This window comes from Streptomyces pseudovenezuelae (genome assembly GCF_029892565.1).
GTDB classification, from domain to species: Bacteria; Actinomycetota; Actinomycetes; order Streptomycetales; family Streptomycetaceae; genus Streptomyces; species Streptomyces pseudovenezuelae_A.
Genome location: NZ_JARXVH010000004.1, coordinates 631,079 through 652,609, shown reverse-complemented (window position 1 = coordinate 652,609; position 21,531 = coordinate 631,079). Strand labels below are relative to the sequence as shown.

Annotated in this window: 16 protein-coding genes; 10 read left to right on the top strand and 6 right to left on the bottom strand. The window is 70.2% G+C overall.

Annotation, left to right across the window (positions count from 1 at the left end; translation table 11 throughout):
- The first annotated feature begins 16 nt into the window (after positions 1–16).
- Both recD2 and M2283_RS15690 read left to right on the top strand, forming a co-directional pair.
- Positions 17–2,299 carry an SF1B family DNA helicase RecD2 gene (recD2, locus tag M2283_RS15695; protein WP_280876810.1) on the top strand — a complete coding sequence of 761 codons (2,283 nt, stop codon included), beginning with the start codon at positions 17–19 and terminating at the stop codon, positions 2,297–2,299.
- Between the two features lie 179 nt (positions 2,300–2,478).
- Positions 2,479–3,768: a citrate synthase gene (locus M2283_RS15690; protein ID WP_280876809.1), complete on the top strand. Its 1,290-nt coding sequence runs from the start codon at positions 2,479–2,481 to the stop codon at positions 3,766–3,768.
- Between the two features lie 620 nt (positions 3,769–4,388).
- On the opposite strand, the gene M2283_RS15685 is transcribed toward M2283_RS15690, so the two are convergent.
- The 4 genes from M2283_RS15685 to M2283_RS15670 all read right to left on the bottom strand — a co-directional run bounded on the left by M2283_RS15685 (position 4,389) and on the right by M2283_RS15670 (position 8,842).
- Complete coding sequence (locus M2283_RS15685; RefSeq protein WP_280876808.1) at positions 4,389–6,641, bottom strand: heavy metal translocating P-type ATPase; 2,253 nt, start codon at positions 6,639–6,641, stop codon at positions 4,389–4,391.
- A 96-nt stretch (positions 6,642–6,737) separates the two neighbouring features.
- Positions 6,738–6,977, bottom strand: coding sequence for a heavy-metal-associated domain-containing protein (locus M2283_RS15680; protein WP_280876807.1), 240 nt, complete (start codon positions 6,975–6,977; stop codon positions 6,738–6,740).
- A 73-nt stretch (positions 6,978–7,050) separates the two neighbouring features.
- Entirely contained in the window at positions 7,051–8,004 is a 954-nt protein-coding gene (locus M2283_RS15675; protein WP_280876806.1) for a PrsW family intramembrane metalloprotease, read from the bottom strand.
- A 235-nt stretch (positions 8,005–8,239) separates the two neighbouring features.
- On the bottom strand, positions 8,240–8,842 hold the full coding sequence (locus M2283_RS15670) for a TetR/AcrR family transcriptional regulator (protein WP_280876984.1): 603 nt from the start codon (positions 8,840–8,842) through the stop codon (positions 8,240–8,242).
- Between the two features lie 285 nt (positions 8,843–9,127).
- Between M2283_RS15670 and M2283_RS15665 the strand changes: the two genes are divergently transcribed.
- Both M2283_RS15665 and M2283_RS15660 read left to right on the top strand, forming a co-directional pair.
- Positions 9,128–11,437 (top strand): MMPL family transporter, encoded by a 2,310-nt coding sequence (locus M2283_RS15665; RefSeq protein WP_280876805.1) that lies wholly within the window; start codon positions 9,128–9,130, stop codon positions 11,435–11,437.
- On the top strand, positions 11,406–12,458 hold the full coding sequence (locus M2283_RS15660; RefSeq protein ID WP_280876804.1) for a zinc-dependent alcohol dehydrogenase family protein: 1,053 nt from the start codon (positions 11,406–11,408) through the stop codon (positions 12,456–12,458). Before M2283_RS15665 ends, M2283_RS15660 begins: the two co-directional genes overlap by 32 nt.
- On the opposite strand, the gene M2283_RS15655 is transcribed toward M2283_RS15660, so the two are convergent.
- On the bottom strand, positions 12,430–13,065 hold the full coding sequence (locus M2283_RS15655) for a GNAT family N-acetyltransferase (protein ID WP_280876983.1): 636 nt from the start codon (positions 13,063–13,065) through the stop codon (positions 12,430–12,432). The genes M2283_RS15660 and M2283_RS15655 overlap by 29 nt on opposite strands.
- A gap of 91 nt (positions 13,066–13,156) precedes the next feature.
- Entirely contained in the window at positions 13,157–13,357 is a 201-nt protein-coding gene (locus M2283_RS15650) for a helix-turn-helix transcriptional regulator (RefSeq protein ID WP_280876803.1), read from the bottom strand.
- Positions 13,358–13,736: 379 nt separating this feature from the next.
- On the opposite strand from M2283_RS15650, the gene iolC reads away from it, so the two are divergent.
- The 6 genes from iolC to M2283_RS15620 all read left to right on the top strand — a co-directional run bounded on the left by iolC (position 13,737) and on the right by M2283_RS15620 (position 21,449).
- Positions 13,737–14,687, top strand: coding sequence for a 5-dehydro-2-deoxygluconokinase (gene iolC, locus M2283_RS15645; protein ID WP_280876802.1), 951 nt, complete (start codon positions 13,737–13,739; stop codon positions 14,685–14,687).
- A gap of 59 nt (positions 14,688–14,746) precedes the next feature.
- A complete protein-coding gene (locus M2283_RS15640) occupies positions 14,747–15,622 on the top strand; it encodes a Cgl0159 family (beta/alpha)8-fold protein (protein ID WP_432423087.1) in 876 nt (291 codons plus the stop codon).
- 7 nt (positions 15,623–15,629) lie between these two features.
- A complete protein-coding gene (gene iolB / locus M2283_RS15635; protein WP_280876800.1) occupies positions 15,630–16,445 on the top strand; it encodes a 5-deoxy-glucuronate isomerase in 816 nt (271 codons plus the stop codon).
- Positions 16,442–18,325, top strand: coding sequence for a 3D-(3,5/4)-trihydroxycyclohexane-1,2-dione acylhydrolase (decyclizing) (iolD, locus tag M2283_RS15630; RefSeq protein ID WP_280876799.1), 1,884 nt, complete (start codon positions 16,442–16,444; stop codon positions 18,323–18,325). Before iolB ends, iolD begins: the two co-directional genes overlap by 4 nt.
- A 14-nt stretch (positions 18,326–18,339) precedes the next feature.
- The gene (gene mmsA, locus M2283_RS15625; protein WP_280876798.1) at positions 18,340–19,842 is read left to right on the top strand and encodes a CoA-acylating methylmalonate-semialdehyde dehydrogenase; all 1,503 of its coding nucleotides are present in this window, start codon (positions 18,340–18,342) and stop codon (positions 19,840–19,842) included.
- A 197-nt stretch (positions 19,843–20,039) separates the two neighbouring features.
- A complete protein-coding gene (locus tag M2283_RS15620; RefSeq protein ID WP_280876797.1) occupies positions 20,040–21,449 on the top strand; it encodes an APC family permease in 1,410 nt (469 codons plus the stop codon).
- Positions 21,450–21,531 lie beyond the last annotated feature (82 nt).

Sequence of the window (21,531 nt, the reverse complement as noted above, 5' to 3'; positions counted from 1 at the left end):
CCGGTACCGTCGGATCATGCCCAACAACCCGGGAACCGCTCCACCGGCCGGCGACCGCCGACTCGCCACCCTGGAAGGCGTCCTGGAGCGGATCACCTACGCCAATGAGGACACCGGATACACGGTCGCCCGCGTCGACACCGGCCGCGGCGGCGGCGATCTGCTCACCGTCGTCGGCGCGCTGCTCGGCGCCCAAGTCGGTGAGTCCCTGCGGATGGAGGGCCGTTGGGGGTCCCATCCGCAGTACGGCAAGCAGTTCACCGTCGAGAACTACACGACCCTCCTGCCGGCCACCGTCCAGGGCATCCGCCGCTACCTCGGCTCCGGCCTGGTCAAGGGCATCGGACCCGTCTTCGCCGACCGCATCACCCAGCACTTCGGTCTGGACACCCTGACGATCATCGAGGAGGAGCCCAAGCGGCTCATCGAGGTCCCCGGCCTCGGCCCCAAGCGCACCAAGAAGATCGCCGACGCCTGGGAGGAGCAGAAGGCGATCAAGGAGGTCATGCTCTTCCTGCAGACCGTCGAGGTGTCCACGTCCATCGCCGTGCGCATCTACAAGAAGTACGGCGACGCGTCGATCTCCGTCGTGAAGAACCAGCCCTACCGGCTCGCCTCCGACGTCTGGGGCATCGGCTTCCTCACCGCCGACAAGATCGCCCAGTCCGTCGGCATCCCGCACGACAGCCCGGAGCGCGTCAAGGCGGGCCTGCAGTACGCGCTGTCCCAGGCGACCGACCAGGGCAACTGCTATCTGCCCGAGGAGCGCCTGATCGCCGACGCGGTGAAGCTGCTCCAGGTCGACACGGGCCTGGTCATCGAGTGCCTCGCCGAACTCGCGGCGCCCCAGGAGGACGGCGAGGAGCCCGGTGTCGTACGGGAGAAGGTCCCGGCGGCCGACGGCGGCGCGGACCCCGTCACAGCCGTGTACCTGGTGCCCTTCCACCGGGCCGAACTGTCCCTCTCCGCCCAGCTGTTGCGCCTCCTGCGCACCGACGAGGACCGGATGCCCGCCTTCCGGGAGGTCGCCTGGGACAAGGCGCTGACCTGGCTGAAGGGGCGTACGGGCACGGAGCTGGCGCCCGAGCAGGAGGCCGCCGTCAAGCTGGCGCTGACCAAGAAGGTCGCCGTGCTGACCGGCGGCCCGGGCTGCGGCAAGTCCTTCACGGTCCGCTCGATCGTGGAGCTGGCCCGGGCCAGGCGGGCCAAGGTCGTCCTCGCCGCCCCGACCGGCCGCGCCGCCAAGCGCCTGGCCGAGCTGACCGGCACCGAGGCGTCCACCGTGCACCGCCTCCTGGAGCTGAAGCCCGGCGGTGACGCGGCCTACGACCGGGACCGCCCGCTGGACGCCGACCTGGTGGTGGTCGACGAGGCCTCGATGCTGGACCTGCTGCTCGCCAACAAGCTGGTCAAGGCGGTCCCGCCGGGCGCCCATCTGCTCTTCGTCGGGGACGTCGACCAGCTGCCCAGCGTCGGCGCCGGCGAGGTGCTGCGCGATCTGCTCGCCGACGGCGGCCCGATCCCCGCCGTGCGCCTCACGCGCGTGTTCCGCCAGGCCCAGCAGTCGGGCGTGGTGACGAACGCGCACCGGATCAACGCCGGGCAGCACCCGGTCACCGACGGCATGAAGGACTTCTTCCTCTTCGTCGAGGACGACACGGAGGAGGCCGGCCGGCTCACCGTGGACGTGGCGGCCCGTCGCATTCCGGCCAAGTTCGGGCTCGACCCGCGCCGGGACATCCAGGTGCTCGCGCCGATGCACCGGGGACCGGCGGGGGCGGGCAACCTCAACGGCCTGCTCCAGCAGGCGATCACCCCCGGCCGCCCCGACCTGGCGGAGAAGCGGTTCGGCGGCCGGGTCTTCCGCGTCGGCGACAAGGTCACCCAGATCCGCAACAATTACGAGAAGGGCAAGAACGGTGTCTTCAACGGCACCGTCGGCGTTGTCACCTCACTCGACCCGGTCGACCAGCGCCTCACGGTGCTGACCGACGAGGACGAGGAGGTTCCGTACGAGTTCGACGAGCTGGACGAACTGGCGCACGCGTACGCGGTGACCATCCACCGCTCGCAGGGCAGCGAGTATCCGGCCGTGGTCGTCCCGGTCACCACGGGCGCGTGGATGATGCTCCAGCGGAACCTGCTCTACACGGCGGTCACCCGGGCCAAGAAGCTGGTGGTGCTCGTCGGTTCGCGCAAGGCGATCGGCCAGGCGGTGCGCACGGTGTCGGCGGGCCGGCGCTGCACGGCACTCGATTTCAGGCTCATTTCGAAAAATGATCGATCAAATGAGTCATGAAGGTCACAGAGCACTTCCCGTCCGGGGATGAACCGGGCAGGATGAGAAAGTTGGCGGCACTCAGTGCCGCCGATAGGCCCGATGGTCGACCCCGAGTGCACTCACCTGAGCCAATTGGGGGATGGTAGAGACAGTCAGGGCAACCTCGAAGATGAGGCACTACGTCGGTGAGGGAAGACGTGAGCGACAACTCTGTAGTACTGCGGTACGGCGACGGCGAGTACACCTACCCGGTGATCAACAGCACCGTCGGCGACAAGGGCTTCGACATCGGGAAGCTCCGCGCCCAGACCGGTCTGGTGACGCTGGACAGCGGTTACGGGAACACCGCCGCCTATAAATCCGCCATCACCTACCTCGACGGCGAGGCGGGCATCCTCCGCTACCGCGGCTACCCGATCGAGCAGCTGGCCGAGCGTTCGACCTTCGTGGAGGTCGCCTACCTGCTGATCAACGGCGAGCTGCCGACGGTCGACGAGCTCTCCTCGTTCAAGAACGAGATCACGCAGCACACCCTGCTGCACGAGGACGTCAAGAACTTCTACAAGGGCTTCCCGCGCGACGCCCACCCGATGGCCATGCTGTCGTCGGTCGTCTCCGCGCTGTCCACCTTCTACCAGGACAGCCACAACCCGTTCGACGAGAAGCAGCGCAACCTCTCGACGATCCGCCTGCTCGCCAAGCTTCCGACGATCGCGGCCTACGCGTACAAGAAGTCGATCGGCCACCCGTTCGTCTACCCGCGCAACGACCTCGGCTACGTCGAGAACTTCCTGCGCATGACGTTCTCGGTGCCGGCGCAGGAGTACGACCTCGACCCGGTCGTCGTCGCCGCGCTCGACAAGCTGCTGATCCTGCACGCGGACCACGAGCAGAACTGTTCGACCTCCACGGTGCGTCTGGTCGGCTCGTCGCAGGCCAACATGTTCGCCTCCATCTCGGCCGGTATCAACGCGCTGTGGGGCCCGCTGCACGGCGGCGCCAACCAGTCCGTGCTGGAGATGCTGGAGGGCATCCAGGCCTCCGGCGGCGACGTCGACTCCTTCATCCGCAAGGTGAAGAACAAGGAGGACGGCGTCCGTCTGATGGGCTTCGGCCACCGGGTCTACAAGAACTTCGACCCGCGCGCCAAGATCATCAAGGCCGCCGCGCACGACGTCCTCTCGGCCCTCGGCAAGTCCGACGAGCTGCTGGACATCGCGCTCAAGCTGGAGGAGCACGCGCTCTCCGACGACTACTTCGTCTCGCGCAGCCTCTACCCGAACGTCGACTTCTACACCGGTCTGATCTACCGGGCCATGGGCTTCCCGACCGAGATGTTCACGGTCCTGTTCGCCCTCGGCCGCCTGCCGGGCTGGATCGCCCAGTGGCACGAGATGATCAAGGAGCCGGGCTCCCGCATCGGCCGCCCGCGCCAGATCTACACGGGCGTCGTGGAGCGGGACTTCATCCCGGTCGAACAGCGCTGACACCTGCCGGTGAGGGGGTGCTGTCATCGGCGCCCCGTCACCGGCCGCTTCACCTGCACAGCAGGCAAAAACGCACAGCAAAAAGCGGAAGGCGCCCTGCCGACGGTCCCCCCACGGGCCGGCGTACAGGGCGCCTTCCCATGTCCCGGTGCGGATTCCCCCCACGGGATCCGGCCGGGCGTCTGTGAAGAACAGCGCCTGAATCGCTGCGGTACTGCTTGAGCAAAACGAGCAGAACTCGTCGTACTACTGGGTGTGCGATCTGCCGGGACAGCGCACGCTCGGGACGGCCGCTCAAAGCTTCCCGATGTACGTGCCCCGGCAACGCATCTCTGAGGAAGTCCCCCAAGACATCCTCAGATGCCAGTCAACGCCCCCCAAGACGCTGTCTGACATCGTCAACTTAGACCTTCGAACCCCTTCGATGGTTACGTTCACATCACTGTGATCTGCGTCTCTTGCAAATGTCCGTTAGATGCGCAAGAGCCCCGATACTGCGACCGGGGCTCAAGCGTAAGGATGATGCGCGAGCCTTGTGAAGAGCTTATGTGAGGCTGGCCTCCGACTCTAGGGGGACTCTTACTTCGACTTCCCCTAACCGCCGGTAACCTCGCGGCAGTTCAGCGGAACGTCCGCAGTCGAAGGCTGTTGGTCACCACGAACACGGACGAAAAGGCCATAGCGGCCCCGGCGATCATCGGATTCAACAGACCGGCCGCGGCGAGCGGCAGCGCCGCCACGTTGTAGCCGAAGGCCCACACCAGATTGCCCTTGATGGTGGACAGCGTCCTCCTGGACAGCCGGATCGCGTCCGCGGCCACCCGCAGATCACCCCGCACCAGGGTCAGATCGCTCGCCTCGATCGCCGCGTCCGTGCCCGTACCCATCGCCAGGCCCAGATCGGCCGTCGCGAGCGCCGCCGCATCGTTGACTCCGTCACCGACCATGGCCACGGTCCGCCCCTCGCGCTGCAGCCGGCGTACCGCGTCGACCTTGTCCTCGGGCAGCACCTCCGCGATCACCTGCTCGATGCCGACCTCGTGCGCGACCGCCTCGGTCACCGCCCGGTTGTCCCCGGTCAGCAGCACCGGCGTGAGCCCCAGCGCGCGCAGCTCGCGCACCGCCTCGGCGCTGGTCTCCTTGACCGCGTCGGCGACGGCGAGGACACCGCGTGCCACCCCGTCCCAACCGACCACGACGGCCGTACGACCGCCCCGCTCGGCCGCGTCCTTGGCGCGGGCCAGCTCCGGCGGAAGATCCGCGGTGTACTCGGCGAGCCGGCCCACGGCCACCTCATGGCCCGCCACCCGCCCGCGTACGCCCCGACCGGGCACGTTGGCGAACTCCTCGACCTCCGGCAGCCGTCCGGTCCGCTCCGCGGCGCCCACGGCGATCGCCCGGGCGACCGGGTGCTCGGAGGCGTGCTCGACGGCGCCCGCGAGCCGCAGCACCTCGCCCTCGTCGGCGCCGTCGGCGACGTAGACCTCCTGAAGGGTCATGCGGCCGGTGGTGACCGTTCCGGTCTTGTCCAGGACGACGGTGTCGACGCGGCGCGTGGACTCCAGGACCTCCGGGCCCTTGATGAGGATGCCGAGCTGCGCGCCACGCCCCGTGCCGACCAGCAGCGCGGTCGGCGTGGCCAGGCCCAGCGCGCACGGGCAGGCGATGATCAGCACCGCCACGGCCGCCGTGAACGCGGCGACCGTGTCACCGGTGACGCCGAGCCACACCCCGAAGGTGCCGAGCGCGATGACGATGACGACGGGTACGAACACCGCCGAGATGCGGTCGGCCAGGCGCTGCACCTCCGCCTTGCCGTTCTGCGCGTCCTCCACCAGCTTCGCCATCCGCGCGAGCTGCGTGTCCGCGCCGACCCGGGTGGCCTCGACGACCAGGCGCCCGCCAGCGTTCACGGTCACGCCGGTGACGGCCGAGCCGGCCTGCACGTCCACCGGCACCGACTCGCCGGTCAGCATGGCCGCGTCCACCGCGGACGCGCCCTCGACGACGGTGCCGTCGGTGGCGATCTTCTCCCCGGGGCGTACGACGAAGCGGTCGCCGACGGCCAGTTGGGCCACCGGAACGCGGACCTCGCGCCCGCCGCGCAGCACCGACACGTCCTTCGCGCCCAGCTCCATCAGCGCCCTGAGCGCCGCGCCCGCCCGCCGCTTGGAGCGGGCCTCCAGATAGCGGCCCAGCAGGATGAACGCGACCACTCCGGCGGCGACTTCGAGGTAGATCGTGGAGGCGCCGTCCATGCGCGAGACGGTGAGGCGGAACTCGTCGTGCATGCCGGTCATGCCCGCGTCGCCCCAGAACAGCGCCCACACCGACCAGCCGAACGCGGCCAGCGTGCCGACCGAGACCAGGGTGTCCATGGTGGCGGCGCCGTGCCGGGCGTTGGTGAACGCGGCCTTGTGGAACGGCAGTCCGCCCCAGACGACCACGGGCGCGGCGAGGGTGAGCGCCAGCCACTGCCAGTTGTCGAACTGCAGGGCCGGGACCATCGACAGCAGGATCACCGGGACCGCGAGCAGGGCGGAGACGGTGAACCGCTCGCGGTAGGCGGCGAGTTCGGGATCCTCGTCGGCCGTGTCCTCGGGTGTCGAGGTCACCGGCGGGGCCGGTTCCTCGGCCGTGTACCCGGTCTTCACCACGGTGGCGATCAGGTCGGCGACCTGGATGCCCGCGGGGTAGCTGACCTTGGCCTTCTCCGTCGCGTAGTTCACCGTGGCGGTGACGCCGTCCATGCGGTTGAGCTTCTTCTCGACGCGGGCCGCGCAGGAGGCGCAGGTCATCCCGCCGATGAGCAGCTCGACGTCGGCCGCTTCGGGGGCCGCCGCCATGGGTGTCTCTGCGGTGGTACTGGTCATGTCCGGACTCCAGACATCGGACCAGGCCGTACGGAGCCAGTATCAGCTGGTCGGCACGGCCCGGTCGGAGAGCAGAACTGTGGTGCGAGTGCTGTTTCAGACCTGGCCGGCGAGCTCGAAACCGGCCTCGTCGACCGCGGCGCGCACCGCGGCCTCGTCCAGCGGGCTCTCGGAGACGACGGTGACCTCACCGGTCGAGGCGACGGCCTTCACCGAGGTGACACCGGGGAGTCCGGAGATCTCGCCGGAGACGGAGCCCTCGCAGTGTCCGCAGCTCATCCCGGTCACCTTGTAGACGGTGGTGACGGTTCCCGGGGTGTCGGTGTGGGCGGTCATGTCGTTACTCCTCATCGAGGCGTGTGGGGTCGAGGAGGCCCACGGGGGGCCTTTCGCTCCTCACACTATACCCCTAGGGGGTATTTCTCCAAGAGGGGTCGCGGCGGGACAACGACCGCGCCCAGGCGATGCCGAGCAGCGACACCAGCACCATCCCGCCCACCGAGAACAACGTGAAAAGGTGCTCCTGCTGCTCGGTCGGCCGCGGAATGTACCCCTGGGCGAAGAGCTGCCGGTCCACTCCGGTGCCGGCCAGCCGGGCCACCAGCCAGATCGCGATCCCGTGCGTCGAGTCCCACAGGGCGTGCAGCAGGGAGACGCCGAGGTACGCGCCGAGCACCGGGCCGATGAACTGGAAGCGCCCGTTCGGGCGACGGTAGGAGAGCAGGACACCGCCCGCGATCGCCGTCCACAGACCGTGCCCGAAGGGGGCCAGCACCCCGCGCAGGATCTCGGTCTCCAGCAGGGCGCGCAGATCGATGCCCTGCGTGGAGACGGCCGCGTTGAAGGCGTACCCGGCGCTCTCCAGGGCCGCGAAGCCGAAGCCGACGGTCGCGCCGAGCACGAGCCCCGACCGCATCCCGCGGATCCGGACCTGCCGGCGCAGCACGAACATCAGCGCGCCCAGCTTCGCCGCCTCCTCGATCAGCCCGACGCCGACGAACATCCAGAAGGAGGGGTGCAGCAGGTAGTACTCCATCACCGAGGCGCCCAGCACCCCGAGCGTGCCGCCGGTCAGGAAACAGCCGAGGATCACGCTGACGCCCAGGTCACGGCCGTGCCGCTCGTACGCCCACAGCACGAAGGTGACCGGCACCAGGAAGCTGCCGAGCAGGATCAGGGTCGGCAGCAGCGTCGTGTTCTTCGTCGCGTACGTGACCAGCACGGTCAGCACCCACAGCGCGAGCCCGCCCCACAGGCACCGCTTCCACAGTCCCGTCCGGATCTGGGGGTACGTCGGTGGCGGTTGCTGCGGTCCGGGGATGCGGGCCCGGGAGGCGTCGGGCGGCGGCGTCGAGTGGGTCACGGCGGGTCCCCTCAGGCGATGGCTCGGGCACGGGTCGGCGGCGTACGGCCGTTTTGTCCGCACTTTAGGTAGCCGCGCGCCGTGCCGCAGTCCGGGACGCCGTCCCTGAACAGGTCCATCGAGGTGCTCGCGCCGCCGCCGGCGCACCGGATCGGCCGGGGCCGCCGGTGCCGCTCGCCGTCCTCGCGATCCCGCCGGGCGTCGCGGCCGGGCCGGACGCGCTGGGCTGGGTGGGCTACGGGCCGGTCGTCGTGGCGGCGGCGGCCCGGCCGAGGCGGTCGCCGACCAGGGGCTCCAGGTAGCGGGTCAGGACGTTCTTGATCTCCTGGACGTAGGCGTCCCGCTCGGCGCCCTCGCGCGAGAGGACCAGTTCGAGACCCGCCTTGTACGTGCCGAGGCAGACCTGCGCGGTGCGCGTGACGTCGGTGGCGGGCGCCTCGGGCAGGAGACTCGCGATCAGTGTCTCTATCCGGCCGGTCAGCGCCGCGTGCAGCGCGTCGTGCTCCTCGTCGAGCCGGCCGGGGACGTCCGGGCCGTGCAGCAGCGAGAAGAACACCGGGTGCTCGCAGTTGAAGGCGACGAACCGGTCCACGGCGGCGCCCACGACCTCCTCCAGCGTGCTCCCGGGATCGACCGGGCCGAGCGCCTCGCCGTACGTCTCCCGCATCTCGTGCATGAGCCGCTGGCCCAGCTCGATCGCGATCGCTTCCTTGTTCGGGAAGAACTGGTAGAGCGTGCCCGGGGAGACGCCGGCCTCGCGGGCGATGGCGTTGGTGCTGGCGGCCGTGTAGCCGGCGGTGGAGAAGACGGTGGCGGCGGCTTCGAGGAGCTGGGCGATACGGCGCTCACCGCGGGCCTGGCGACGGCGCGGCTGGTCGGCCCGCGCGGCCTCCTCGGCCTGCCCGGTGGGTCCGACCTGCTCTGCCTGTCCGGCCTTTCCGTTCTCTCCGGCCTGCTCGTGCTGCTCGTTCCGCGAGGTGTCGGGCACGCGTTATCCCCAAGTCTCCGAACGCCATTGACAAACGCGAGTGGTCGCTCGCATTCTGGAGAAACGCGAGCGATCTCTCGTGTTTGCCAGTCTATGGCTTCCACGGGTTTTCCACGGTGAAGGGGACACCGCACGATGACCGAAGTCAACAAGCCGCCGAGGCTCGGCGGCTGGACCCGCTTCGTTACCGCCCGGCCACGGCTGTCGCTGCTGGTGGCCCTGGTGATCACCGCGCTCGCCGTCGTGGCGGGCAGCGGGGTCGCCGACCGTCTCGGCAGCGGTGGCTGGGAGGACCCGGACGCCCAGTCCACGTACGCGACCAAGGCCCTGGAGCGCGAGTTCCCGGACTCCCAGCCCAACTTCCTGCTCCTGGTCGACTCGGGCAGCGCCGACGTCGACGACTCCGCGGTCGCCGCCGAGGCCCGGAACCTCACCGCCCGCCTGGCCGCCGAGCCGGGCGTGACGGGCGTCGGCTCCTACTGGCAGGCCGACGCCGCGACGGCACCGTCCCTGCGCGCGAAGGACGGCCACGAGGCGCTGATCGCCGCCCGCATCACCGGCGACGAGAGCACGATGAGCGACACCCTCGACCGCATGGCGCCCCACTTCCGGGGCACGCACGGCCCGGTGGAGGTGAAGATCGGCGGCATCGTCGCGGTCCGGCACGAGATGCAGACGATCATCAAGGAGGACCTGGCCCGCGCCGAGCTGATCGCCCTGCCGGTGACGCTCGTCCTGCTGGTGATGGTCTTCGGCAGCGCCGTCGCCGCCCTGCTCCCGCTCGGCATCGGCATCGTCGCGATCCTCGGTACGAACGCGGTACTGCGCGGACTCACCGAACTCACCGACGTCTCCGTCTTCGCGATCAACCTCACCACGGCCCTGGGCCTCGGACTGGCCGTCGACTACGCGTTGTTCATCGTCCGCCGCTTCCGAGAGGAACTGTCCGGCGGCGCCGAGCCGTTGCAGGCCGTGGGCACCACCCTGCGCACGGCCGGCCGGACCGTCCTCTTCTCGGCCCTCACGGTCGCGGTCTCACTGGCGGCGATGCTGGTCTTCCCGCAGTACTTCCTGCGCTCCTTCGCCTACGCCGGCATCGCGGTGGTGCTGCTGGCCGCGGCGGCTGCCCTGATCCTGCTTCCGGCTGCCCTGATCCTGCTGGGCCACCGGGTCGACGCCTTGGACTTGCGCCGGCTGTTCCGCCGGGGCCGGTCCAGGTCTGCTGCCGCTGAGACCTCGGGCACCTCCGCCTTCGGGGCTCCCGGTGAGAAGGGCAAGGCCTGGGCGCGCCTGGCGACGCTCGTCATGCGCCGAGCCCCGTTCTTCGCCCTGGGCACCACGGCCGTGCTCGTCCTGCTCGGACTCCCTTTCCTGGGCGTCAAGTTCGGCACGGCGGACGACCGCCAGCTGCCCTCCACGTCCGAGTCGCACATCGTGCAGCAGCACATCCGGGACGGCTTCCCGGGCAGCCCCGGCGGCGGCCTCGAAGTCCTCGCCGAGGGGAAGGCGACCCCGGCGCAGTACACCGCGTACAAGGACCGGGTGGCCGCGCTGTCCGAAGTGGTGCGTGTCGACGGCCCGTTGGTGAAGGGCGACTCGGCGTACTTCACCGTGACGCCGAAGGGCGAGGCGGTCGGTGACGACGCACAGCGCCTGGTGCACGACCTGCGTGCCACGGACGCCCCCTTCGACACCAAGGTGACCGGCACCGCGGCCGTCCTGGTCGACTCCAAGCACGCGATAGGGGAGCGCCTGCCCTGGGCGGCCGGCTTCATCGCGGTCGTCACCCTGTTCCTGGTCTTCCTGCTCACCGGCAGCGTGCTGATACCGATCCAGGCGGTGGTGCTCAACGCGCTCAGTCTGTCGGCCATGTTCGGCGCGGTGGTCTGGGTCTTCCAGGACGGCCACCTCTCCGGCCTGCTCGGCTTCACCAGCCCCGGCTCCATAGAGACGACCCTGCCGGTCCTGATGTTCTGCGTGGCCTTCGGTCTCTCCATGGACTACGGCGTCTTCCTGCTCTCCCGCATCAAGGAGGAGTACGACAGGACGGGCGACCACAACGGGGCGGTGCGGCACGGACTGCAGCGCACGGGCGGCCTGATCACGGCGGCGGCGGTCATCCTGGCGGTCGTCATGGTCGCCATCGGCACCTCCCGCGTGACCAACACCAAGATGCTGGGCCTCGGCATCGCCCTGGCCGTCCTTATGGACGCGATGATCGTGCGAAGCCTGCTGGTACCGGCGGTCATGCGGCTGACGGGGAAGGCGACCTGGTGGGCACCGGGCCCGTTGCGGCGCTTCCATCAGCGGTTCGGTCTGAGCGAGGGTGGTCATGAGCGCCCCGCCAGGGGCGCGGGGGACGGGGCGACCAGCCACGACGTACCCGCAGACCGCGACGGCGATGGGAGTCCACATGAGAGCGGTGGTATTCGAGCACTTCGGTGAGCCCGCCGAAGTACGCGACGTACCAGCCCCCCGCCCGGCAGACCACGGAGTGGTCGTACGGGTAGAGGCCACCGGCCTCTGCCGAAGCGACTGGCACGGCTGGCAGGGCCACGACCCGGACATCACCCTGCCCCACGTGCCGGGCCACGAACTCGCCGGAGTGGTCGAGGAGATCGGCGCCGGGGTGCACGACTGGCACCCCGGCGACCGCGTCACCGTCCCCTTCGTGTGCGCCTGCGGAACCTGCGGAGCATGCGCGGCCGGCGACCAGCAGGTCTGCGAGCGGCAGACCCAGCCCGGGTTCACGCACTGGGGTTCGTTCGCCGAGTACGTGGCGCTGGACCACGCCGACGTGAACCTGGTCGCCGTACCCGACGAGATGTCGTTCGCCACCGCGGCCTCGCTCGGCTGCCGGTTCGCCACGGCGTTCCGGGCGGTGGTGCAGCAGGGCAGGGTGGCGGCGGGGGAGTGGGTCGTCGTGCACGGTTGCGGGGGAGTGGGGCTGTCCGCGGTGATGATCGCGGCGGCCGCGGGGGCGCGGGTGGTGGCCGTCGATGTGTCGCCGGGGGCGTTGGACCTGGCGCGGAAGTTCGGCGCGGCGGAGTGTGTGGACGCCGGGCGCACCACCGACCCGGCCGCCGCGATCCGCGAACTGACCGGCGGGGGAGCCCATCTGTCGCTCGACGCCCTGGGCTCGCTGGTCACCTGCGCCGCCTCGGTGAACGGCCTGCGCCGCCGCGGCCGGCACATCCAGGTCGGCCTGCTCCCGTCGGCCGACGGCACGACCCCCGTCCCCATGGCCCGCGCGATCGCCCTGGAGCTCGAACTCCTCGGCAGCCACGGCATGGCCGCGCACACCTACCCGCCGATGCTGGAGCTGGTCCGCGCCGGAGCCCTGCGCCCCGACCTCCTGGTCACGTCCACGATCACGCTGGACGCCACTCCGGACGCGTTGGCCTCGATGGGCACGGCGCCGGGAGCGGGCGTCACGGTCATCGAGCCGTGGAGCCGAGGGCGTTGAGGCCGTCGGCAGGGCCCTTGCCGGGCCCGTTGTCGGGGCCGTTGAGGGCGGCCCAGTCGCGGTCGAGGAGGCCCATGAGGATCGCGTCGACCCACTCGCCGTCCCGCAGCGAGGCCTCCCGGCGCACACCCTCGACCACGAAGCCGACCTTCTCGTAGACGCGCGGGGCCCGGTGGTTGTGGCCGTACACCTCCAACTCGATGCGATGCAGGCCGAGTTGTTCGAAGCCGTGGCCGACGATGAGGCGGGTGGCCTCGGTGCCGACGCCCCGGCCGCGCCCCCGGGGTCCGATCAGCGTGCGGAACGTGCAGCTGCGCGAGGCCGGATCCCACTCGTACAGCACGACCTCGCCGAGGAGTTCGCCGGTGCCGGGGTCGGTGACGGCGAGATCCAGCCGGTCGGGGGCGTCGGCCCGGGAGCCGTACCAGGAGCGCAGGTGTTCCGGGGTGAGTTCGGTGGAGGGCTCGAAGGTGAACCGGACGACCTCGGGATCCTGGACGATCTCCCAGATGCCGTCCGCGTCGCCCGCGGTGACGGGCCGCAGTACGACCTTGTCGCCGGTCAGCGCGGGTTTGACGGAGAAGTCGTGCAGGGAGAAGTCGCCCATCGGGAAGTCGTTCACGGGGACGACTGTGCCCCACCGACCAGGCGGGGCACAGCTATTTTTTCCGACCGCCTCTGACCGACTCCGGCTCGGCTCAGTCGTCTCTGCGACTGCGGTTGCCGGGCCGGGCGGCGACCCAGGTGCGGACCGTGTCGGCGTACCAGTAGGGCTTGCCGCCCTCGACGTGGTCGGGCGGGGGCAGCAGCCCGTGCTTGCGGTAGGACCGCACGGTGTCCGGCTGCACCTTGATGTGTGCGGCGATCTCCTTGTACGACCACAGCCGTCGGTCGGTCATGAAACGCACCTCCCTGCGCGCACCGCGGGGGCGGCCGGGAACGGCCGTCGGGGGAGCCGGGCGCTGCGCTGGCGATCACAAAGCCTGTGCCCGGTGAACGACGCAGAGTGATGGCAGGGCAGTGCCTGTGCGCGGGGTGTGACGGATAACCCGCGTACACGCGACATGTGTGACACAGAGGGGGCGTTTGTGACACGAGTGCAGCAAAGGCGCACGCGGGCTCACGGGCGCGGCGCGTTGACACGGGTGCCGAACCCGGCGGATCGGTAGGCGCACGGCAAGCGCTGTCAACCTCTCGTCCGAATGTCCGGACAAAACATTGACAGCGCTCCGCTCCCGGGGCTACAAACCGGGGGAGAGCCGTGACGAAGGGAAGCCGATGGCGTACGACCTCATCACCATGGGACGGATCGGTGTCGATCTGTATCCGCTGCAGACCGGCGTTCCACTCCCGCAGGTGACGACCTTCGGCAAGTTCCTCGGCGGTTCGGCGTCGAACGTCGCGGTCGCCGCCGCCCGGCTCGGCCGGAACTCCGCGGTGATCACCCGCACCGGCGACGACCCCTTCGGCGCCTACCTGAACGAGGCCCTCCAGGGCTTCGGCGTGGACGACCGCTGGGTCACTCCGGTCCCCGGCCTGCCCACCCCGGTCACCTTCTGCGAGATCTTCCCGCCGGACGACTTCCCGCTGTACTTCTACCGGCAGCCCAAGGCCCCCGACCTGGAGATCGACGCCCACGACCTCGACCTCGACGCCATCCGCGACGCCCGCGTCTTCTGGGTCACCGGCACCGGCCTGAGCGAGGAGCCGAGCCGTACGGCGACGCTGGCGGCGCTGGCCCACCGGGCCAAGGCGGGTACGACGGTCTTCGACCTGGACTGGCGCCCCATGTTCTGGAAGGACCCGGCCTCGGCCCGCCCCTTCTACCAGGAGGCCCTGCGCCACACCACCGTCGCGGTCGGCAACCTCGACGAGGTGGAGGTCGCCACCGGAGTGCGCGAACCGCAGGCGGCCGCCCAGGCCTTGCTGGACGCCGGTGTCGAACTGGCGGTCGTCAAGCAGGGGCCCAAGGGCGTCCTAGCCGTGAACCGCAAGGGCGAGTCGGCCGAGGTGCCACCCCTCCCGGTCACCGTCCTCAACGGTCTCGGCGCCGGTGACGCGTTCGGCGGCACCCTCTGCCACGGCCTGCTGGAGGGCTGGGACCTGGAGACGATCATGCGGCACGCCAACGCGGCCGGCGCGATCGTCGCCTCCCGCCTGGAATGCTCCTCCGCGATGCCGACCACCGACGAGATCGACGCCGCCCTCAAGGCCGGAGCGGTGCTGTGAGGGCGGGACGCGTCGCGGGCACCCAGCACGGCGGCGGGGACGGCGTCGCACGCGCGCGCGTGGACGTCGCCGAACTCGTCCGGCTCCGCGCCCACCACCCCGAGGCCGTCGCGGAGGCCGCGGCCCGCCGCGTCCGCCGCCCGCTGCTCGGCGACTCCGGCCGCCTGATGATCGTCGCCGCCGACCACCCGGCCCGCGGCGCCCTCGGTGTCGGCGACCGCAAGCTCGCCATGGCCAACCGCGCCGACCTGCTGGAGCGCCTCTGCCTGGCGCTCTCCCGCCCCGGCGTCGACGGCGTCCTCGCCACCGCCGACATCCTCGACGACCTGCTGCTGCTCGGCGCCCTGGACGACAAGGTCGTCATGGGCTCGATGAACCGCGGCGGTCTCCAGGGCGCCAGCTTCGAACTCGACGACCGCTTCACCGGCCACCGCGCCGAGGACATCGAGCGGCTCGGCTTCGACGCCGGCAAGCTGCTCCTGCGCATCGACTACGACGACCCGGGCTCGCTCACCACCCTGGAGTCCACCGCCCGCGCGATCGACGACATGGCCGCGCGCCGACTCCCGCTGTTCGTCGAGCCGTTCATGAGCCGCCGCACCGACGAGGGCAGGCTGAAGAACGACCTGAGCGCCGAGGCCGTCATCAGGTCCATCGCCATCTCCTCGGGCCTGGGCGGCACTTCGGCCTACACCTGGCTCAAGCTCCCGGTCACCGAGAACCCCGACGACATGGCCGAGGTCATGGAGACGTCGACGCTGCCCGCCGTGCTGCTCGGCGGCGAGGTCGGCGACGATCAGGACGGCGCCTACGAGAAGTGGCGCGGCGCCCTCCAACTCCCCACCGTGCGAGGCCTGGTGGTGGGCCGTTCGCTGCTGTATCCGGCGGACGGAGACGTGGCCGCCGCCGTGGACACCGCCGTAGGACTGCTGTGAGGGCCGTATGACCGGCAACAGGCTGTACATTCCGCGCGGCTCCACCGCCGACGCCAACTATGTGTTCGACATCGACCCCAAGCGGGCCGGCTGGGAGTACAGCGGGCTGCGGATCGTCGAGTTGGGCGCCGGTGGTACGCACACCTTCACCACCGGTGACAGTGAGTGGATCGTGCTTCCGCTGCAGGGCGGATGTACGGTGCAAATGGGTACCGATGTGTTCCAACTCCTGGGCAGGGAAAGCGTGTTCGCGTCCGTCTCGGACTTCGCGTACGTACCCCGGGACGCCCAGGTCCAGATCGCCTCCGGCGCGGGAGGCCGCTTCGCCCTGGCAGGAGCGAAGTGCGAGCGACGACTCCCCGCCCGCTACGGCCCCGCGCCGGAGGTCCCCGTCGAAGAACGCGGCGACGGCAGGTACACGCGGCTGGTCCGCAACTTCGCCTCCGCCGACGCCTTCGACTGCGACAAGCTGATCGCCGTCGAGGTGATCACCCCGGGCGGCAACTGGTCGTCCTTCCCGCCGCACAAGCACGACGAGCACCGGCCCGGTGTGGAAGCCGAGTTGGAGGAGATCTACTACTTCGAGATCGACGGCCCGAACGGGTTCGGCTATCAGCGCGTATCTCCCTCCCGTGAGGGCGGATCCGACGTCCTCGCGGAGGTCCGCTCCGGCGACGCCGTCCTCGTCCCCGATGGATGGCACGGCCCGTCCATCGCCCAGCCCGGCCACGACATGTACTACCTCAATGTCATGGCGGGTCCGGGCCGGACGCGGGAGTGGCGGATCTGCTTCCACCCCGAGCACACGGAGGGTTACCGATGACCTCGACGACGAGGCTCACGGTCGCGCAGGCACTGGTGCGGTTCCTGGCCGCCCAGTTCACCGAGCGGGACGGCACCCGGCAGCGGCTGATCGGCGCGACCTGGGGCATCTTCGGCCACGGCAACGTGGCCGGCATCGGCCAGGCACTCGTCGAGTACGCCGACGACATGCCGTACCACCAGGGCCGCAACGAACAGGCCATGGTGCACGCGGCAGTCGGCTACGCGCGCCAGTCGGGCCGCCTCTCCACGCACGCGGTGACGACGTCGATCGGCCCGGGCGCGACCAACCTGGTCACCGGCGCCGCCCTCGCCACGATCAACCACCTCCCGGTCCTGTTGCTGCCCGGCGACGTCTTCGCGGCCCGCCCCGCCGACCCGGTCCTCCAGCAGCTCGAAGTCCCGTACGCGGGCGATGTGTCGGTCAACGACAGCCTGCGCCCGGTGTCGCGCTACTTCGACCGGATCAACCGCCCCGAGCAGCTGATCCCGGCGGCCCTGCAGGCGATGCGCGTGCTGACCGACCCGGTGGAGACGGGCGCGGTAACTCTCGCTCTCCCGCAGGACGTTCAGGCCGAGGCCTACGACTGGCCGGACGAGTTCTTCGCCGAACGCACCTGGGCGGTACGCCGTCCGGGCGCCGACCCGGCCGAACTCGCCGAAGCCGTACGGCTGATCAGGACCGCCCGCCGCTCGCTCGTCATCGCCGGCGGCGGAGTGCACCACAGCCACGCCGAGGAGGCGCTCGCGGAGTTCGCGGAAGCCACCCGCATTCCGGTCGCCTCCACCCAGGCCGGCAAGGGCTCCCTGCGCTGGGACCACCCGCAGGACGTCGGCGGCATCGGCCACACCGGCACGGCGACCGCCGACGAACTCGCCCGCACCGCCGACCTGGTGATCGGCGTCGGCACCCGCTACACCGACTTCACCACCGGCTCCGGCACCCTCTTCGCAGGCGACGGCGTCCGCTTCCTCAACCTCAACATCGCGCCCTTCGACGGCCACAAGCTCGCCGGCACCCCCCTGATCGCGGACGCCCGCTCCGGCCTGACGGAACTCACTCAGGCCCTGGAACTCCACGACCACCGCGTCACCGACTCCTACGCCGCCGAGTACACCGAGGACAAGGAGCGCTGGGAGCAGCGGATCGACGCCTGCTACGAGGCCGAGGAGCCGGACATACGGCCCACCCAGCCGCAGGTCATCGGCGCCCTCGACGCCCTCGTCGACGAGACCGACGTGATCATCAACGCGGCCGGCTCGCTCCCCGGCGACCTACACAAGATGTGGCGCACCCGCTCCCGGGACCAGTACCACCTGGAGTACGGCTACTCCTGCATGGGCTACGAGATCCCGGCCGCGATCGGCGTCAAGCTGGCCGCCCCCGACCGCAACGTCTGGGCGCTGGTCGGCGACGGCACGTACCTGATGATGCCGACCGAGATCGTGACCGCCGTGCAGGAGGGCGTCGCGATCAAGCTGCTCCTCATACAGAACCACGGGTACGCGTCCATCGGCGGCCTGTCGGAGTCGGTGGGCGGCGAGCGCTTCGGCACCGCCTACCGCTACCCGTCGGACGACGGCACCTTCACCGGCGCCCCGCTGCCCGTGGACCTCGCCGCCAACGTGGCCAGCCTGGGCATGCGCGTCCTGCGCGCCAAGACCGTGGCGGACCTGCGGACGGCGCTCGCCGAGGCCCGGGCCGCCGACACTCCCACATGTGTCTACGTCGAGACGCAAACCGCAGACACAGTGTCGGGCGCGCCTCCGGCGCAGGCCTGGTGGGATGTTCCTGTGGCCGAGACCGCGACCCGCGCGTCCGCGGTCAAGGCACGTGAGCTGTACGAACGGCACGTCTCCACCCGACGCCGCCATCTGTGAAGGAGCAACTGGGCATGACGAAGATCGTCAACCACTGGATCGGCGGCAAGTCCGTCGAAGGCGCGTCGGGCAATTACGGGCCGGTCACCGACCCGGCGACCGGCGCGGTCACCACGAACGTCGCGTTCGCGTCGGTCGAGGAGGTGGACGCGGCGGTCGCCGCCGCCAAGGACGCCTACGCGACCTGGGGCACCTCCTCGCTCGCCAAGCGCACCACGATCCTCTTCAAGTTCCGCGCGCTGCTGGACGCCAACCGTGACGCGATCGCCGAGCTGATCACCGCCGAGCACGGCAAGGTGCACAGCGACGCGCTGGGCGAGGTCGCGCGCGGCCTGGAGATCGTCGACCTGGCGTGCGGGATCACCGTGCAGCTCAAGGGCGAGCTGTCGACCGAGGTCGCCTCGCGGGTGGACGTGTCGTCGATCCGCCAGCCGCTGGGTGTCGTCGCCGGCATCACGCCGTTCAACTTCCCGGCCATGGTGCCGATGTGGATGTTCCCGCTCGCCATCGCGACCGGCAACACCTTCGTCCTGAAGCCCTCCGAGAAGGACCCGTCGGCGTCCCTGAAGATCGCCGAACTGCTCGCGGAGGCGGGCCTCCCGGACGGCGTCTTCAACGTCGTCAACGGCGACAAGGTGGCGGTCGACCGCCTCCTTGAGCACCCGGACGTGAAGGCGGTCTCCTTCGTCGGTTCGACGCCCATCGCCCGCCACATCCACACCACGGCCGCCGCGAACCACAAGCGCGTCCAGGCCCTGGGCGGCGCCAAGAACCACATGCTGGTCCTCCCCGACGCCGACCTGGACGCGGCGGCCGACGCGGCCGTGAGCGCGGCCTACGGCTCGGCGGGCGAGCGCTGCATGGCCATCTCGGCCGTGGTCGCGGTCGGTTCCATCGGCGACGAGCTGGTGGCGAAGATCCGCGAGCGCGCCGAGAAGATCAAGATCGGCCCCGGCAACGACCCCACCTCCGAGATGGGCCCGCTGATCACCAAGGTCCACCGCGACAAGGTGGCCTCCTACGTCACCGGCGCGGCGGCCGAGGGCGCCGAGGTGGTCCTCGACGGCACCGGCTACACGGTCGAGGGCTTCGAGGACGGCCACTGGATCGGCATCTCGCTGCTCGACAAGGTGCCGACGACGGCGAAGGCGTACCAGGACGAGATCTTCGGCCCGGTCCTGTGCGTCCTGCGCGTCGAGACGTACGACGAGGGCGTGGCGCTGATCAACAGCTCGCCGTTCGGCAACGGCACCGCGATCTTCACCCGCGACGGCGGCGCCGCCCGCCGCTTCCAGCTGGAGATCGAGGCCGGCATGGTCGGCGTGAACGTCCCGATCCCGGTCCCCGTCGGCTACCACAGCTTCGGTGGCTGGAAGGACTCGCTCTTCGGCGACCACCACATCTACGGCAACGACGGCACGCACTTCTACACCCGAGGCAAGGTCGTCACCACCCGCTGGCCCGACCCGGCCGACGCCCCCACGGGCGTGGACCTGGGCTTCCCGCGCAACCACTGAGAGCCGACCCCTGGGGCCGTCCGCGATGCGGACGGCCCTTTTTTTCGGCTACGTCGGCTGCGGTTCCCGCACAATCCCGAACCGTGGCAGGCACTACCGCGAAGCACCGAATACAGGCCCCGACACGGGCTGGATCTACGGATTCCGTAGGTGAACACCCATTGACGTGACGGTTTCCGTCAATGTTCCATCAGCGCGTGACCGACACCCTCCCCACTGCCGAGGCCGCCGTTTCCGAGGCGTCGTCGGACAGTTCCCAGAGCCCGCGGCAGCTGAAGCGTTCCATCGGCATCGTCGGCGGCACCCTCCTCACCCTCTCCTGCGTGACACCGGCCTCCACGCTCTTCGTGGTCGTCCCCGACCTGTTCGGCTCGCTCGGCACGGCGACCGCCCTCACGATCGCGATCGGCTCGGTCCTCTGCATCGCCGTCGCGTTCTGCTACTCGGAGCTGGGCACCCTCATCCCGAGCGCGGGCGGCGAGTACGCGATGGTCTCGACGCTGGCGGGCCGACTGGCGGGCTGGCTGGTCTTCGTACTGTCACTCCTGGTCGTGATGATCGTCCCGCCGGTGATAGCGATGGGCACGGCGGACTACCTGGCACCGGTGGTGCACCTGAACCCGTCGATCGCCGGCGCCGCCGTCATGCTCCTGGCCACCCTCGCCGGCCTCCTCGACCTGCGAGCCAACGCCTGGATCACCGGCGTCTTCCTGGTCCTGGAGGTCATCGCGGCGGCCGTCGTGGCGGTCCTGGGCTTCGCACACAGCGAGCGGGGCGCGGGCAGCCTGGTGTCCATGCAGGTGTCGGGCGCCGACGGCCACGCCGACACGGTGACGGCGATGCTGGTCGTCTCGGGCCTGGCCATCGCCCTGTTCGTCACGCAGGGCTTCTCGACGGCGGTCTACCTCTCCGAGGAGTTGGAGAACCCGCGCCGCAACGTGGCCCGTACGGTCCTGGCCACCCTGGCGATCTCGTCGGTGATCATCCTGGTCCCGGTGATCGCGATCACGATGGGCGCCTCCGACCTCTCGACCCTCACCGGCGGCGACATCAGCTCCATGGTCACCGCCTGGTCCAACTCGGCCGTCGGCACCTTCGTCAGCCTCTGCGTGGCCCTCGCGATCATCAACGCGGGCATCGTCATGGTCATCCAGAACTCCCGAGTCCTGTACGCCTCGGCCCGCGACAAGGCCTGGCCCACCCCGATCAACACCGTCTTCTCAAAACTGGGCCGCTTCGGCTCCCCCTGGACAGCCACCCTCGCCGTGGGCATCCCCGGCGCCCTGCTCTGCTTCGTCAACCTGGACACCCTCTACGGCGTAACAGGCGTCTCCGTGACGGGCATGTACCTCCTGGTCGCGACAGCCGCCCTCCTCTCCCGCCGAGGCACCCACAAACACACCCGGGCCTGGCGCATGCCCCTCTGGCCGACCGTCCCCCTCCTCCTGATCGCGGTCCTGGCGTACATCCTGAGCCAGCAGGAGACGACGTACTTGCTCTGGACGGGCGGCATAACAGCAGCGGCCACCTTGTACTGGGCGTTGTATCTGCGGCCGCGCAGAGAGACACGGTGGCTCATTTCGGTCCCCGAGGATGCGGAAGCCTGAAGCCCAGCAGGGGCGAAGGCTTCAGGGGCGCGGGGAACTGCGCGACCGGCCACAATCAATCCGCACCCGGCGAATCACAGAA